At 63.6% G+C, this 15,880-nt stretch carries 13 protein-coding genes; 7 read left to right on the forward strand and 6 right to left on the reverse strand.

Features of this window, described 5'->3' with window-relative positions:
• The first annotated feature begins 7 nt into the window (after positions 1 to 7).
• The 4 genes from hisS (at position 8) to der (ending at position 5,009) form a co-directional block, all read left to right on the forward strand.
• On the forward strand, positions 8 to 1,291 hold the full coding sequence (gene hisS / locus R2R70_RS14460) for a histidine--tRNA ligase (RefSeq protein ID WP_084589419.1): 1,284 nt from the start codon (positions 8 to 10) through the stop codon (positions 1,289 to 1,291).
• Positions 1,292 to 1,378: 87 nt separating this feature from the next.
• A complete protein-coding gene (locus R2R70_RS14465; RefSeq protein WP_410978359.1) occupies positions 1,379 to 2,035 on the forward strand; it encodes a YfgM family protein in 657 nt (218 codons plus the stop codon).
• A complete protein-coding gene (gene bamB, locus R2R70_RS14470; protein ID WP_043333807.1) occupies positions 2,032 to 3,192 on the forward strand; it encodes an outer membrane protein assembly factor BamB in 1,161 nt (386 codons plus the stop codon). The genes R2R70_RS14465 and bamB overlap by 4 nt, the downstream gene beginning before the upstream one ends.
• A gap of 392 nt (positions 3,193 to 3,584) precedes the next feature.
• Positions 3,585 to 5,009 (forward strand): ribosome biogenesis GTPase Der, encoded by a 1,425-nt coding sequence (gene der / locus R2R70_RS14475; RefSeq protein WP_043333806.1) that lies wholly within the window; start codon positions 3,585 to 3,587, stop codon positions 5,007 to 5,009.
• 157 nt (positions 5,010 to 5,166) lie between these two features.
• On the opposite strand, the gene R2R70_RS14480 is transcribed toward der, so the two are convergent.
• On the reverse strand, positions 5,167 to 6,030 hold the full coding sequence (locus tag R2R70_RS14480; protein ID WP_410978360.1) for an ATP-binding protein: 864 nt from the start codon (positions 6,028 to 6,030) through the stop codon (positions 5,167 to 5,169).
• Positions 6,031 to 6,267: 237 nt separating this feature from the next.
• On the opposite strand from R2R70_RS14480, the gene R2R70_RS14485 reads away from it, so the two are divergent.
• Positions 6,268 to 7,107: a M48 family metallopeptidase gene (locus tag R2R70_RS14485; protein WP_172978723.1), complete on the forward strand. Its 840-nt coding sequence runs from the start codon at positions 6,268 to 6,270 to the stop codon at positions 7,105 to 7,107.
• A 383-nt stretch (positions 7,108 to 7,490) separates the two neighbouring features.
• Positions 7,491 to 8,678 carry an EAL domain-containing protein gene (locus R2R70_RS14490; RefSeq protein ID WP_410978361.1) on the forward strand — a complete coding sequence of 396 codons (1,188 nt, stop codon included), beginning with the start codon at positions 7,491 to 7,493 and terminating at the stop codon, positions 8,676 to 8,678.
• A gap of 233 nt (positions 8,679 to 8,911) precedes the next feature.
• On the opposite strand, the gene R2R70_RS14495 is transcribed toward R2R70_RS14490, so the two are convergent.
• Both R2R70_RS14495 and R2R70_RS14500 read right to left on the reverse strand, forming a co-directional pair.
• A complete protein-coding gene (locus R2R70_RS14495; protein ID WP_410978362.1) occupies positions 8,912 to 11,323 on the reverse strand; it encodes an ATP-binding protein in 2,412 nt (803 codons plus the stop codon).
• 48 nt (positions 11,324 to 11,371) lie between these two features.
• Positions 11,372 to 11,863: a hypothetical protein gene (locus tag R2R70_RS14500; protein WP_043333803.1), complete on the reverse strand. Its 492-nt coding sequence runs from the start codon at positions 11,861 to 11,863 to the stop codon at positions 11,372 to 11,374.
• Between the two features lie 276 nt (positions 11,864 to 12,139).
• Here R2R70_RS14500 and R2R70_RS14505 point away from each other — a divergent pair, with 276 nt between their 5' ends.
• Positions 12,140 to 12,856: a response regulator transcription factor gene (locus tag R2R70_RS14505; RefSeq protein WP_410978363.1), complete on the forward strand. Its 717-nt coding sequence runs from the start codon at positions 12,140 to 12,142 to the stop codon at positions 12,854 to 12,856.
• Positions 12,857 to 13,036: 180 nt separating this feature from the next.
• Here the strand turns inward: R2R70_RS14505 and aroE are convergent, their stop codons facing one another.
• The 3 genes from aroE to R2R70_RS14520 all read right to left on the reverse strand — a co-directional run bounded on the left by aroE (position 13,037) and on the right by R2R70_RS14520 (position 15,595).
• Positions 13,037 to 13,870: a shikimate dehydrogenase gene (gene aroE, locus R2R70_RS14510; RefSeq protein ID WP_410978392.1), complete on the reverse strand. Its 834-nt coding sequence runs from the start codon at positions 13,868 to 13,870 to the stop codon at positions 13,037 to 13,039.
• Positions 13,871 to 13,913: 43 nt separating this feature from the next.
• Entirely contained in the window at positions 13,914 to 14,834 is a 921-nt protein-coding gene (gene hemF / locus R2R70_RS14515) for an oxygen-dependent coproporphyrinogen oxidase (protein ID WP_107336010.1), read from the reverse strand.
• Between the two features lie 179 nt (positions 14,835 to 15,013).
• The gene (locus R2R70_RS14520; protein ID WP_410978364.1) at positions 15,014 to 15,595 is read right to left on the reverse strand and encodes an L-threonylcarbamoyladenylate synthase; all 582 of its coding nucleotides are present in this window, start codon (positions 15,593 to 15,595) and stop codon (positions 15,014 to 15,016) included.
• Between the last annotated feature and the right edge of the window lie 285 nt (positions 15,596 to 15,880).

The following is a 15,880-nucleotide window of genomic DNA, read 5'->3' on the forward strand; positions in this document are numbered from 1 at the left end:
GAGAACGTTGAGTACCAAGATCCAGGCCATTCGTGGCATGAACGACCTGCTGCCGGACCAGTCACCGGTATGGCAATACTTCGAGCACCAGGTGGAAGCGCTGATGGGCCAGTACGGCTATCGCGAGATCCGCACCCCCATCGTCGAGCAGACCGCGCTGTTCAAGCGCTCCATCGGCGAAGTCACCGACATCGTCGAGAAGGAGATGTACACCTTCGACGACCGTAACGGCGACAGCCTGACCCTGCGTCCGGAAGGCACCGCCAGCTGCGTGCGCATGGCGATGGAGAATGGCCTGGTCCACAACCAGATCCAGCGTCTGTGGTACACCGGCCCGATGTTCCGCCACGAGCGCCCGCAGAAGGGCCGTTATCGTCAGTTCCATCAGGTGGGCGTCGAAGCCTACGGCATGGAAGGTCCGGACATCGATGCCGAGATGATCCTGATCTCAGCACGTCTGTGGCGCCAGCTGGGCCTGCTGGAGCACGTCACGCTCGAGCTCAACTCGCTGGGTAGCCTCGAGGCGCGTGCCGCCTATCGTGACCTGCTGGTCGAATACTTCGAACAGCACCTGGATGTCCTCGACGAAGACTCCAAACGCCGTCTGCACAGCAACCCGCTGCGCATCCTCGACACCAAGAACCCGGACATGGCCGCCGTCGTCGACGCCGCACCGCGCCTGGGGGATCACCTGGATGAAGAATCCCGCGTGCACTTCGAGGGCCTCAAGGCACGTCTCGACGCAGCCGGCATCGAGTACGTCATCAACCCGCGCCTGGTGCGTGGCCTCGATTACTACTCGCGCAGTGTGTTCGAATGGACCACCACCGCGCTGGGCAGCCAGGGCACCGTGTGTGCCGGCGGCCGCTACGACAGCCTGTTCGAACAGCTCGGCGGCAAGCCGGTACCGGCGGTCGGCTTCGCGATGGGCGTCGAGCGCCTCATCCTGTTGCTCGAGACGCTGGAACTGGTACCGCAGGACGTCCGCGAGACCGTCGATGTCTATCTGATGTCGATGGGAGAGCAGGCCGAAGGCGAAGCCATGCGTCTGGCCGAAGAGCTGCGCACCGCCCTGCCCAACCTGCGTCTGGTGCTGCATTGCGGTGGCGGCAGCTTCAAGAGCCAGATGAAGAAGGCCGACAAGAGCGGTGCACGCATCGCGCTGATTCTCGGTGAGAATGAAGTCATCGAAGGCACGGTGGCGCTCAAGTTCCTGCGCGAGGAACGCGACCAGGAAACGCTGAACCAGCGTGCGCTGGGCGAACGTCTCGACAGCGTCTTCGGCGCCTGAGACTGCCAATGAATATCGGGCGGAGAGCCAGCTCTCCGCCTCACGAATGCAAGTGCCGGCATGCCGGCCAGGTCAAGGAGACCGCCCGTGGCGGAAGAGCTCAGAAGCGAAGAAGAACAGCTTGAAGCCATCAAGCGTTGGTGGAGCGAGAACGGCAAGTCACTGATTGCCGGTGTCGTACTGGCCGGCGCCGGTGTCTTTGCCTTCAAGGCTTGGCAGAACTACGACGCCAGCCAGTCCGAAGCGGCCTCCGTGCGTTACCAGCAACTGATCAGCCTCGTCAGCCAGCCCAAGCTGGAAGACGCCGGCGTCAAGCAGGCGCGTACGCTGATCGGCGAACTGGAAAGCGAGCACGGCGACAGCCTCTACACCCAGATGGCGCACCTGCTGGATGCCAGCATGTCGGTCAAGGCCAACGATCTCGACGCAGCCGCCACGGCGCTGCAGAGCGTGATCGACAACAGCGACGACAGCTACCTGCAGGGGCTGGCCAGCCTGCGTCTGGCGCGCATCAATGTCGAGCGCGGCGACAACGACGCGGCACTCGCCCTGCTCAAGAGCCCGCCGGCGCCGCTGGCAGCGCAGTCGGCTGCGGTGCGTGGCGATGCCCTGGCCGCACAGGACAAGCGCGATGAGGCCATCGCCGCCTATCAGCAGGCCAGCACCCTGTCGCAGGAAAGTGGTCAGCCGGTCTACGGTCTCGACCTGAAACTCGCCGATCTGGCTGCGGAGTCTTCTTCATGAGCGTCACTCGTCGTCTGAGCGTACCGGCCTCGCTGCTGGCCGTGAGTCTGCTGGCCGGTTGCGCCAGCAGTGCCCAACCGGAATATGCGCCCAAGGAGCTGGTCGATTTCGATCGCCAGGTCGCGCTGGATTCCGTCTGGAGCGAATCGGTCGGCAATGGCCTTGGCCGTGCCCACTATCCGCTGTCACCGATCTTCGCCAACGACAAGCTGTTCGTTGGTGCCGAAGGCGGTGAGCTGGAAGCCCTCGCTGCCGACAGTGGCGACGACATCTGGCAGACACGGTTGCCGGCTGGCATCACCAGCGCACTGAATGCCGATGCCTCCCGCCTGTACGTCGGAACGCGCGATGGCAAGGTTAGCGCCGTCAGTCAGGAAGATGGCAGCATCGAATGGAGCACGCGTGTCTCCAGTGAAGTGCTGGCCGCGCCGCAGTACAACGACGAGCTAGTCGTGGTGCAGAGCGTCGATGGCACCGTGACCGCGCTTGATCGCTTCACCGGCGAAGAGCAGTGGGCCTACTCGGCCACGATTCCGGCCCTGACGCTGCGTGGCACCGGCGCGCCGCGCGTCATCCAGCCGGTCACCTTCGCGGGCTTTGCCAACGGCAAGCTGGTCACGCTCGACAACCGCTCAGGTCAGGAACTGTGGGACCTGCGCGTCGCCGTGCCGGCCGGGCGTACCGAGGTGGACCAGCTGGTCGATCTCGATGGCCAGCCGGTGCTGACGCAGGATGGTCGCCTGTTCGTCACCAGCTACAACGGTCGCCTGATCGCGCTGGACGCCCGCAACGGCGAGCCGCTGTGGGACAAACCGTCCTCCAGCTATCTGACGCCCATCGTGGTCGGCGATTACCTGTTCAGCATCGACAATGCCAGCCATGTGCTGGCGATGGATGCCAACACGGGCAACGTGCTATGGAAGTCCGAAGACCTGGAAGGCCGCTGGTTGACCTCTCCGGCCTTCGTCGATGGCAAGCTGGTGGTCGGTGACTACGAAGGCTATGTGCACCTGATCGACGCCCAGAGCGGCGAGATGGCCGGCCGCTATGACGTGGGGGGCGATGGCATCAGCATCACCCCGCTGACCGAAGGCAAGCGCATCTACGTCTACACCAACGATGGCGAGCTGACGGCGCTGGATCTCGAAGCGCCGTAAGCCACTGATCGAGCGCGCATGTCAGCCTGCCCCGCAATCTGACATGCGCCTCGTTCAGCCCTCGTCACGACAACGGCAGCCATCTGGCTGCCGTTGTCGTAATGCGCCATTGGTAGCAACTCCCTGTCAATGCTAGAATGCTGCCCCCGCTGATCAGGCCTGCCGCACGACGCAGCCATTGATTCAGCCACGAGATCTTTCCGCCGACAGTGCTAACCCCCTGTCGGCGGACCATACTGGATGCGTGCGACGCCTGCGTCGTCATCCAGTGCCCCAAGTCCGATATCATCGCTATCGCCCTGCCTGCACAAGGTGCTTTCCAGCCATCATGGTTCGAAGCAGACCGTACGGGGCCGGCATCGATGCTATCCCTGCGAATGCTGTGAGATTCCATGAACCCCGTGATCGCCCTGGTCGGCCGCCCGAATGTCGGCAAGTCGACGCTATTCAATCGCCTCACCAAGACCCGTGATGCTCTGGTCGCCGATTTCCCCGGCCTGACCCGTGACCGCAAGTACGGCACCGGCAAGGTCGGCGGCAAGCCCTACACCGTCATCGACACCGGCGGCATCAGCGGTGACGAGGAAGGCATCGACCTGATGATGGCCGGCCAGTCACTGGCCGCCATCGATGAAGCCGACATCGTGCTGTTCATGGTCGATGCGCGCGCCGGTCTGAACATGGCGGATGAGGCCATCGCCAACCACCTGCGCGTCAATCAGAAGAAGACCTGGCTGGTGGTCAACAAGACCGACGGCATGGACGAGGAGATCGGCAAGTCCGACTTCTGGACCCTGGGTCTGGGTGATCCGCGCGCCATCGCCGCCGAGCACGGCCGCAACGTCACCACGCTGCTGGAAGAGGTGCTCTCGCCCTACCCCGAAGTCGAGGAAGGCGAAGACGAGGACCTGCACCCGGAGCTGGACGATCGCGGCGTGCGCATCGGCATCATCGGTCGCCCGAACGTCGGCAAGTCGACGCTGGTCAATCGCCTGCTGGGCGAGGAGCGCGTGGTCGTCTATGACCAGGCCGGTACCACCACCGACGCCGTGGAGATTCCCTTCGAGCGTCGTGGCAAGCCTTACCTGCTGGTCGATACCGCCGGGATCCGTCGTCGCAAGAACGTGCGCGAAGTGGTGGAGAAGTTCTCCATCATCAAGACGCTGGAAGCGATCAAGAAGTGCAACGTCGCCGTGATGGTGCTCGATGCCCGCCAGGGACTGGTCGAGCAGGACCTGCACCTGCTGGACTTCGTGCTGACCAGCGGCCGCGCGCTGGTGCTGGTGGTCAACAAGTGGGATGGCCTGGAAAGCGAAGCCAAGGAGAAGATGCGCTCCGAGATCAAGCGTCGTCTGGGCTTCGCCGACTACGCTGACCTGCACTTCATCTCCGCGCTGCACGGCACTGCGGTGGGTGACCTCTACCCGTCCATCGACCGCGCCTTCGAAAGCGCCGTGGCCCGCTGGTCGACCAAGCGTCTGACCACTCTGCTGCAGGACGCCACCCAGGCGCACCAGCCGCCGATGGTCAACGGCCGTCGCATCAAGCTGCGCATGGCTCACCAGGGTGGCGCCAATCCGCCGCTGATCGTGGTGCACGGCAACCAGACCAACCGTCTGCCGGAAGCCTACAAGCGCTACCTGACCAACACCTTCCGCAAGGTGCTCAAGGTCAAGGGTACGCCGATGCGCTTCGAGTTCCGCTCCGGCGACAACCCCTTCGATGGCGCACAGGGGGCTGACGACCGCGAGCGCGCGAAAGAGCGTTCACTGGCGCGCACCAAGGAAGCTCGCAAGGAACGCAAGCAGCGCCGTTGATGGCGTGAACTGCGCCCGTGCGTGACGGCACGCCTGCCTGCCCCATGAAAAAGCCGCCCCTGCAGTCATCTGCAGGGGCGGCTTTTTCATGTCGCGAGCACTGACGCTTCAAGCACCTCAAGCGCCGCAATCATCTCAAGGGCGTCAAGCAACGGGCTCACGCCTCCAGCGTCTTCTGCCCCGCCCATAGATTGGCGAACTGCCAGGCGGCACGCCCGCTGCGCACCCCGCGCTGAGTGGCGTAGCGCAGCGCCTCGCCACGCGCGGCCTCATCGAAGCTGCCCGCGCCGAGACGCCATTCCACCCAGTGCTGACAGGTCTCCAGATAGGCGTCCTGGTTGAAGGGATGGAAGGCCAGCCACAGGCCGAAGCGGTCCGACAGCGAGATCTTCTCCTCCACCGCATCGCCATGATGCAGCTCGCCATCGACGATGTGGGTAGCCTGGTTGTCGCTCATATGCTCCGGCAGCAGATGACGACGGTTGGAGGTGGCGTACAGCAGCACGTTTTCCGGCGGCCCCGTCAGGGTGCCATCCAGCACGCTCTTGAGCGCCTTGTAGGCGTCATCGCTGCCCTCGAAGGACAGGTCATCGCAATAGACGATGAAGCGATGCGGCTGCTGGGCCAGCTCGGCGACCAGCGCCGGCAGTGCCGGTAGATCATGGCGATCGATCTGGATCAGACGCAGCCCCTCGCGGCCCAGGGTATTGAGCAGTGCGCGGACCAGCGATGACTTGCCGGTGCCACGGGCGCCCCACAGGAGCGCGTGGTTGGCCGGCTTGCCCGCGAGGAAGGCGCGGGTATTGGCCAGCAGCTCACGCTTCTGGCGTGCGATGCCGAGCAGGTCCTCGAGTGTCAGGGCGTCACGCGGCGCGATCGGCGTCAGGCGCCCTCCCAGGGGGTGGCGAGTCCACAAGGCGGCGACATCGCGTGTCCAGTCCACTTCGACAACCGTCGGCGGCAGCATCGGTTCGAGTCGGTCCAGCAGATGCGAGAGGCGGCGTTCAAACTCTGGCGACATGGTGATTCCCTGTCAGATACATGGGGTCCGGGCCGTGGCAGGCCCATCAGATCACGCCCAGTATCTCATGCCCGGCGGGGCCGGCTGGCCTGACGATGCTGTGATCTCAGCAACGTATCATTTCGCTGACTGCACCACTGCGCCTATCCGGTTATGCTGTCTGCACGTTTCTTGCACGTTCAGCGTCGCCCTGCCGTGCGCTCGAAGGTTGTCACGTCATCTAGCCAGGAGGCCCCAATGCCAGGATTGCTCGATCTCTCATCTCCCCGTGCCCTGCGTCGTCTGCTCCCGCTGGCGGCCCTTGCGGCGTCCGTCACCCTGAGTGCCTGCGCCAGCTCTCCGCTGGGCCGCAGCCAGCTGACTCTCTACTCAGACCAGGAACTGGAGAAGATGGGGGAAGCCAGCTTCAGCAAGTACCAGCAGGAGCTGCCGGTGGTGGAAGGGCGTCAGGATGCCTACGTCAGCTGCGTGGCGGATGCGGTGACCGCCAAGGTGCCCGCCAGCTATGGCATCAGCGGCTGGCAGGTCAAGGTATTCGAGGATGAGTCCGCCAATGCCTTCGCACTGCCGGGCGGCTATATCGGCGTCAACACCGGGTTGCTTGAGGTCGCCGAGAATCAGGACCAGCTGGCAACCGTCATCGGCCACGAGATCGCCCACGTACTGGCGCGCCACGCCAACGAACGTGTCTCGACACAATCGCTGACCTCCGCCGGGCTGTCACTGACCCAGGCACTGGCCGGCCTCGAAGGTACCGGTGGCGATCAGCTCATGGGCCTGCTGGGCATGGGCGCGGAATATGGCGTGCTCAAGCCGTTCTCGCGCTCCCACGAGTCCGAAGCCGACCTGCTGGGGCTGGACCTGATGGCCGAAGCCGGCTTCGACCCGCGCGCCAGCATCAAGCTGTGGGCCAACATGAACGCTGCCGGAGGCGCGCAACCTCCGGTGTGGATGTCGACGCACCCGAGTGACGAACAGCGCATGGCGGCTCTCAACGAGCGCCTCGAGACCGCTCTGCCGACCTATCAGCAGGCCCGCGCCGCCGGCGAGAAGCCCAACTGCGATCGTCTGCGCTGACCCCGCCAGTCTGGGGTGGCGTCATCATCCTCAGGTAACACACGCTCGCGCGGCCCCGGAGGCAACCCGGGGCTGCGCGAGCGTGTGGCGACCTCTATCCAGCTACCCGCCTCTTCCTTGTTTGCTAACCCCCGCCCCTCTCCGCCTCGTCCTGATTGGCTCACCCTGGAGACCTCTCCCTGGCCGGCTCACACTACCCGCCCTCTTATCCACCGACCTGACAGTTCGAATGTAAAAATAAGCCGTCAAATGTGTCGATATCCGCGAATCATGTAACCGCATTGCTAATCTGGGATCACCTGCTCGCCTGCGCACTGCTCATGCAGACACTTCATGCACAGCGGCGCGAGAGTATTCCCGACACTCGCTTGAGGATGCCTTACATGACTCGACACGCACTCATCATTGACGACGATCCGGATTTTCGTGAACTCATCAGCGGGCTGCTTTCCGCCCATGGGTTCGACTGCACGCAGAGCGAAGGGCTGCAGGACATCGCCTGCAATCCCGCCTGTCTGGAGACGGACCTCATCCTGGTAGACTACGAACTGGGCGACTTCACCGGCGATGATGTGCTCGGCTATCTGCGCGAACGCAATGTCGAGGCGGGTATCATCCTGATGAGCGCCTGTCACAACGACGACATGCAAGCGATGGTCGCCAGGGGCAAGCGCAGCGGCCTGGAGATGCTGGGCCAGCTCGGCAAGCCCTTCGACATCATGCACCTGGCTTCGCTGCTGGCAGAGCTGGACAAGCAACGCAATCCGCTATCACTCGATGAACTGGATGATGCTCTGACCGAGCGCCAGCTGCATCTCGTCTATCAGCCCAAGATCGACCTCGCCAGCGGCCAGCTCAGCGGCGCGGAAGCTCTTGTGCGCTGGCAGCATCCTCTACGCGGCATGGTCATGCCCAACCAGTTCATCGCCCTGGCGGAACGCAGCAACCGTATCGAGGCACTCACCTGGCAGGTCATCGAGCATGGCTTCCGCCAACAGGGCCAATGGCAGTCCCAGGGCCTTCACCTTGACCTCGCGCTCAATCTGTCACCTCAGCTGCTGCGCACCCGCGACATGCTGAAGACGCTGGATGCGCTGGCCAGTCAGCATCATGTCGATCCGCGCTCCATCACGCTGGAGCTCACGGAGAGCTGCGGGATCGACTGCCTCACCTACGCTCGCCACCTGCTGAACGCCATTCGCGACCGCGGCTATCGTCTGGCGCTGGATGACTTCGGCACCGGTTTCTCCTCGATGATGCAGCTCTACAACCTGCCGTTCGACGAATTGAAGATCGACCAATGCTTCGTCGGGCGCAGCGACAGCCACCCGGAAGCGCGCGCCATCACGCGTACCATCGTCGAGCTGGGCCAGCGTCTGAATCTCGCGGTGGTCGGCGAAGGCATCGAGACCGCGGAACAGCGCGATTACCTCTGCGATACCCGCTGCAATATCGGCCAGGGCTATCTGTTCGCGCGTCCCATGCCCGTCAGCGACTTCAATGCCTGGAGCCGCTGCCCGCCCAACGCCGTCAATGCACTCAGCCAGCGCCACGCCTCCGCCGTCCATTGAGGAGACTGGCGTCCCCCCGCAGCGCAGTACAGACAGCGGGAATGCCGCCACTCCCCCACTCCCCCACTACACAGACGCCACCCATGTCACCATGGGTGGCGTCTGTGTAGTGAAGGCCAGGATGAAGCGTGAAGGCCAGGATGAAGAGAGCGAGAGAAGACGGGAACGGGAGAACAAGAGGGACGCTAGTGAATGCTGTCGGCTGTCTATCACGCCATCACGTCCCAATACCGTCAGGAGAACAGATAGCCCTCTGCGAGGAGGCTGTCCCGCGTCGGCACACTCAAGGAGCGCAACGTGGCGACATGCTGGTGTACCTCAGGAAGGTCCTCGCTGATCACGGCCTCCTCCAGCGCCTTGGCGCCACTGGCTATGCCGCTGCATCCCAGCGAGGCTGACGCCCCTTTCAGGGAGTGTGCCTCACGCTTGAGCTCGGTGAGATTCATCTGCTTCAGCAAGGTCACCATCACGTCGAGGCGTCCTTCGAGTCGCGTCAGGTAATTACTCAGCAGTCGTGAATAGGCCTCGCCACTCAGGGTCGTGAGCAGCTCCTGACAGGTCGCGTGTTGCAGCAATGAAGGCACGGCATCGGGCATAGCGCGCGCGGCTGAGCCGTCAGTTGTCACATCGAGCGCCGGAGCAGCATCGATCTGCGCGTCCTGATCTTCAGCCGCTGACGAGCTGACGCCATCATCGCCTGATGCCTGCAGAGCAGCAGACGGCTCGCCAGCCGAGTCCTCTGGCTTGTCTGGCTCGAGCGCCTTCTGCTGCGAATCAGACTTCTGTGACTCAGCCTCCTGTGAATCAGAGGCCTGGACCAGATACTGTTGCAGCACCCGATGCAGATCATCACGCGTGAAGGGTTTGTGCAGCACCCCCTGCATGCCAGCCTCGATGCAGCGGCGGGCATCTTCCTGCATCACGTTGGCGGTCATCGCGATGATCGGCAGACGAGCGCTGGCGGGTTGCTCTGACTCGTGCTGACGCCAGCGACGTGTCGTCTCGACGCCATCCAGTACCGGCATCTGCATGTCCATGAACACCAGATCGACATCATTGCCAGCCTGCGCCAGCCATTCGAGTGCCTGTTCACCGTCTTCCACCACCGTGACCTGCTGCCCCAGATACTCGAGCATGGCCCGCGCCAGTGACTGATTGACCTCGTTGTCTTCCACCACCAGCACGCTTGCGTGGGGCAAGGGCGCGTCTCCCACCGCCTGCTGCGGGCAAGCCTCGGCGGCGGTCAATACCGGCAGCGGCACGCGGCACCAGAAGCGACTGCCAAGCCCGAGATGGCTCTCGACGCCGATCTCACCGCCCATTGCCTCCACCAGCCGCTTGCAGATGGCAAGCCCGAGCCCAGTACCTTCATGACGACGCGCAATCGAGGTATCCACCTGGGTGAAGGGGGCAAACAACTGGCTCACCTGGTCGGCGGCGATCCCGCAACCGCTGTCGTGAACCTCGAAATGAAGCGTCTCGCCGTCTTCCAATGATGCCCTCAGCCGGATGGTGCCCTGGGGACAGAACTTGAAGGCGTTGTTGAGCAGGTTGGTCAGTACCTGACGCAGGCGATTGACGTCCCCCTTGACCCAGACAGGCAGGTCATCGGCACGTTCTTCGAGGAAGATGCGCGAGCATCCCTTGCCGGCACTGCCTGTCTGGCGATGGTAATGCGCGGCCAGGGAATCGAGGAATTCGGGCAACGAGAAGCAGCGCTGATCCAGCTCCAGCTTGCCGGCTTCGATCTTGGAATAATCCAGCACATCATTGATGACGGCCTGCAGGCTCTCGGCACTCTGGCGCAGCATCGTCAGGTATTGCTGGCCACGCCGGGTCGAGACTTCCTCGCCGATGAGGTCCGAGACGCCGACCATGCCATTGAGCGGGGTGCGTATCTCATGGCTCATGATCGCCATGAATTCCGACTTGGCACGACTGGCCGCCTGCGCCAGCTGCACCATGCCATCCAGCTCCTGGGTGCGCTCCTCCAGCTTGCGGGTCTTGTAGGCCCGTCCACGACTCTCGACGATCAGCGCGACCACCAGCACGATGCCGCTCAACGTCATCAGCAGCACCAGCGACAGCGCGAGGGCATACAGGTTGAGGAGCTCCGAGCGCTCCTTGGTGCGCTGGATAGCGGCCTCCGCATTGATATTCAGCAGCAGATCGCCGGTCTGCTCCTGTAGCGAGGCAAGCCGGCTGAGTATCTGCACATAGAGGGACGCATCACGCTCCTGACGACTCGCCAGGTCCATGATGGCGCTGTCCAGCACCTTGATTCTGGGCAGCATGGCCATCAGCTGGGCATGCAGATCGGGCATCCCCGCCAGCATGCTGCCCAGTTGGCCGCTCTGCAGCAGCTGCACCCGGCTATAGAGGATGTCGAGCCGCAACAGCAGCTCGCTGTCATCCATCAAGGCGGGCGGCGTCGGGGTCTTCTGCTCCTCGGCCACCACCATGCGCAGCTCGCGCACTTCCCTGTCGAACTGATAGACCGCCCAGATCAGATTCTCACGCAGCTTGTGCTCGAGTGCCTGCTGACGCTGATAGACCAGAACGCCAGTCACCAATGCCGAGACGAAGAACAACGTCGCGGCAATGGCGATGGCGGTTCTGAAATGCAGAGAACGGAGTGGATTCATGCACGAGCATCCTGGCAGCGCTCATGAAACGGAGCAGAAGAGGCGGGTTCAGCGCTCGATATCGATTCGCTTCACCTGCCAGACAGAGCGGGTCATGATTTCCTCGTTGAGGAGATCCGGCTGCTCACTGAAGGGGTAGATGATGAAGATAGGGCCATTGTCGCGCACACGCAGTCGCTTGCCATCGACTTCCATGGCCAGTATCACCGGATGATCGAAATAGTCCTGCACCGGCGCGGTGGCGGCGTAGTCGTTGAGCGCCACGATACGCATGGTGCCATCCTCGACGCCCACCGCCTCCATCAGCGCCGAACCGAGCGGACCGCTGAAGCTCACTTCGCCGTCATGCCAGGGGGTGGTGGTCACGGTTTCCCGTTGCGTCAGCGCCATGAGCATGGCGCGATCGAAATGCGCCTCGCCTCCGGCGTTGGCATGGGTGACATCCCCGGTGACGCGCAGCACCACCGGCCCCTGCGGTGCCTCCAGGGCCATGGCGAAGGGGCAAAACGACAGCGTCAGCAACAGAAGCCAGTGGCGCATGCGGGGTAACGCCGTGGTGAGACATCGCAGGAGAATGAGAAGCGGCATGGGAAGACTCCAGGGGTCATGGACAACCATGGATGACGGCCGGAGATTCACCGTCTCGTTTCATCCTCGCCATTCACGGGCCAGCAGCGGCACCGCGCCATGAAGCAGCGAGAGGGAATGAACACGAGTATATGTCGCCATCGTCCTGCCAAACGTGAACCATTGTGACGCGGTCTCACGCAAGAGGCGCGTAGACTGCTTGCGATACCCACGCGGGGAGGCAGCGACATGCAAATCGGCATTCTGGAAGATGATCATGATCAACGTGATTACCTGACCCTGTGTCTAGAGGCCCAGGGACATGAGCTGGCAGGCTTCGAACGCGCCAGCCAGTTGTTGCGCGCACTGCGCGAGCGCAGCTTCGACCTGCTGATCATCGACTGGCAACTGCCGGATGCCTGCGGCATGGAGCTGACGCGCACACTGCGCAGCGAGCACGGCTGGCGAGGGCTGATCCTGTTCATCACCGCAAGCCAGGGAGAGGAGGATGTCGTGCATGCGCTTCAGCACGGCGCCGATGACTTTCTGGCCAAGCCTATCCGCCCTGCCGAGCTCACGGCGCGTGTGGAAGCGCTGGGCAGGCGTTTCGTCACCTCCAATACCAATTACCTGCAGCCCAAGGTGGCCATCAGCGATCAATATCGGATCGAGCCGGATGAACACACCATCTGGTGCGGCGAGGAGCCGGTCACCCTGACCCAGCGCGAATATCAGCTGGCCTCCCTGCTTCTGCGCCACGTCGGAGAGCTTTACTCACGCGCCTACCTGCTGGAGATGATCTGGGGGGTCAACGGGGACATCTCGACCCGGACGGTCGACACCCACGTCAGCCGCCTGCGGCGCAAGCTGGGACTGAACGGCAGCCGTGGGCTCAGACTGAAAAGCGTCTATCAGTACGGATATCGGCTCGAATCCTGTGCCACGGCCCCCGTCAAGAGCAGCTGAGCGCCAACAGCGAGGGCGTGAGCACGCTGAATCATGGCCAACCAAAAAGGAGCGGGGGACTCTGTCGAGTCCCCCGCTCCTTTTCATCGTCTATCGTCTGACTGGTCGGCTAGCTGGTCATCTGGCTGGCCGTCTGGCGGCCATCTGAATCGACGTGCATGCCCGGCAAGCGCACACGAATCACCCCTCCGCCAGCATCCTGCGCAACATATCCGCCACGGGCCCTGTCTCCGGGCGCTTGTGACGCCACAGGAAGTAGGACTCGGCCGCCTGCTCCACCAGCATGCCGAGACCATCCTCGACCCGCGCGCCGCGCTCGCTGGCCCAGCGCATGAAGACGGTCGGCTCGGCGGCATACATCATGTCGTAGGCGAGCGCCTGCGGAGAGAACAGCGAATCCGGCAACGGCGGCAGCTCGCCGCCCAGCGATGCGCTGGTGCCATTGATGACCAGATCGAACTCACCCTCGATGGCCGCATAGCTGCCACCGGACAGCAGGCAACCTTCCCCCGCCAGGTCGGCGAAGTCCTCGGCCAGCGCACTGGCCTTGGCGGCGGTGCGATTGGCGATCACCAATGCCGCCGGCTGCTTGGCCAGCAGAGGCTCCAGCACACCACGCACGGCGCCACCCGCGCCGAGAATCAGGATGCGCGCGCCCTTGAGCGGCGCCTCGAGACGCTCGAGATCACGGGTCAGGCCGACACCATCGGTGGTATCGCCATACAGCTGACCAGTCTTGCCGAGCATCAGCGTATTGACGGCGCCGGCGCGACGGGCACGCGGGCTCAGCACATCGACCAGCCGGAAGGCCTGCTCCTTGAAGGGCATGGTGACATTCGCCCCCTGGCCGCCTTCGGCGACGAACTCGGCCCAACCGGCCGCGAAGTCATCGGCCGGCGCCAGTCGCGCCTCGTAGCTCAGCGAGTCCTTGAGCTGCTCAGCGAAGGAGCGATGAATCAACGGGGATTTCGAGTGGGCAATCGGGTTGCCGAATACAGCGTAACGGGACATCAGGACTCCGGGACAATCACAGAAAAGCGTCAGGTCAATGCGGCGATCAGGCCTCTTCGCCCAGCCAGTCGCGGGCATGCAGGAAGTCACGATACAGCACCGCTTCGGCACTGCCTTCCTCGGGCTCGTAGCCATACTCCCAGTGCACCACCGGCGGCATCGACATCAGAATCGACTCGGTACGTCCGCCGCTCTGCAGGCCAAACAGCGTGCCGCGGTCCCAGACCAGATTGAACTCCACGTAGCGCCCGCGACGATAGAGCTGGAAGTTGCGTTCACGCTCGCCATAGGCCGTGTCGCGGCGGCGCTCGACGATGGGCAGATAGGCCTCGAGGAAGCTGTCGCCGACGGATTGCTGGAAGGCGAAGCAGCGTTCGAAGCCCCACTCGTTGAGATCATCGAAGAACAGGCCACCCACGCCCCGCGTCTCGTCGCGGTGCTTGAGGTAGAAGTACTCGTCACACCAGGCCTTGTAACGCGGATAGACATCACTGCCGAAGGCGATGCAGGCATCGTAGGCCGTCTGGTGCCAGTGACGCGCATCTTCTTCATGCGGGTAGAACGGCGTCAGATCGTAGCCGCCCCCGAACCACCATACCGGCGCTTCGCCCTCCTTCTCGGCGATGAAGAAGCGCACATTGCCATGGCTGGTCGGCACGTGCGGGTTGTGCGGATGCAGCACCCAGCTGACCCCGACGGCGTGGAAGCTGCGGCCGGCCAGCTCCGGACGTACCGCCGTCGCGGAAGCCGGCAATTCATGCCCGAAGACATGCGAGAAGTTGACGCCACCCTTCTCGAACACGCCGCCGTTCTCGATGACCCGTGAGCGACCACCGCCACCCTCGGCACGCTCCCAGCTGTCTTCACGGAAACTTGCCTGGCCATCGCAGGCTTGCAGCGCCTCGCACAGGCGGTCTTGCAGATCGAGCAGGTAGACCTTGACGTCTTCGAGATTGGCGTGGGCCACGATGCCTCCGGTAGAACGGGAATGAATGATGACGGGGCGACACCCGTCGTTGGCCGCTGCTGGCGGTGAACTGCCAGCTTACCGCGACACGCTGCGCTCGGCAGGTCGGAAAATGCCCCTCTTGGGCGCCTGGATGACGCGGCACTGATCTGGATCAACCCGAGGGGCGATCCTGCTGCTCAGGCGCGCAGCACCTTGCCGGTCGCGAGATCACGAATGGTGCTGGGACGCGGATTGCCGCCGAGCGGCCCTTCGAGGATCACGTCATTGACCAGCGCGTCGCCGAAGGCGTCACGCACCTCGTCTGCGGTTATGGCAGGCGATTCGCCTGCACGGTTGGCCGAGGTCGACACCAGCGGGCCGCCGAAGGCGGCGCACAATGCCTGGACCAGCGGATGGTCGGTCACGCGCACGGCCAGGCTGACGTGTTCACCGCGCAGCAAGGGGTGCGCACGGCCATTGTCAGGCACCAGCCAGGTATAGGGTCCCGGCCAGCTGGCCAGCAGCTGCTCACGCTGCTCGACGGTGACTCCCGCCAACCAGGGTTCCAGCTGGGCGATATCACCGGCGATCAGGATCAGGCCCTTGGCGGCGTCGCGGGACTTGAGCTTGATCAGCCGAGCCAGGGCCTCACCATCGTCGGGATCACACCCCAGCCCCCAGACGGCCTCGGTGGGATAGGCAACGATGCCCCCATTGCGAAGACAGGCAGCGGCACCGTCGAGGGCACGCTGATCCAGCGAAACATCACTGACATTCATGATCTGCTCGAACTCCTAGCTGCGGCAACACGATGGCGGCGATTCTAGCATGCTCACCGGCGCGAGACCGACGCTGCACATCGACGCAACACGGCGTCGCGTCGGGGGGGCATAGGCGCACCGCCCGGTTCACGGCATGATGAACGGGTCCATCGCCCTCAGGGTATTGCGAAACTGACGCAAAGGCTTGTTTCAAAAGACTATCGAGGTCATTTGAACGCTTTGCTGGACAGTCTCCAGCGCCGGGCCTGATGGCGTTTCACCCCCACTTTTCCTCCCCCTTTT

Source organism: Cobetia sp. SIMBA_158 (assembly GCF_046566945.1).
Taxonomy (GTDB): Bacteria; Pseudomonadota; Gammaproteobacteria; order Pseudomonadales; family Halomonadaceae; genus Cobetia; species Cobetia amphilecti.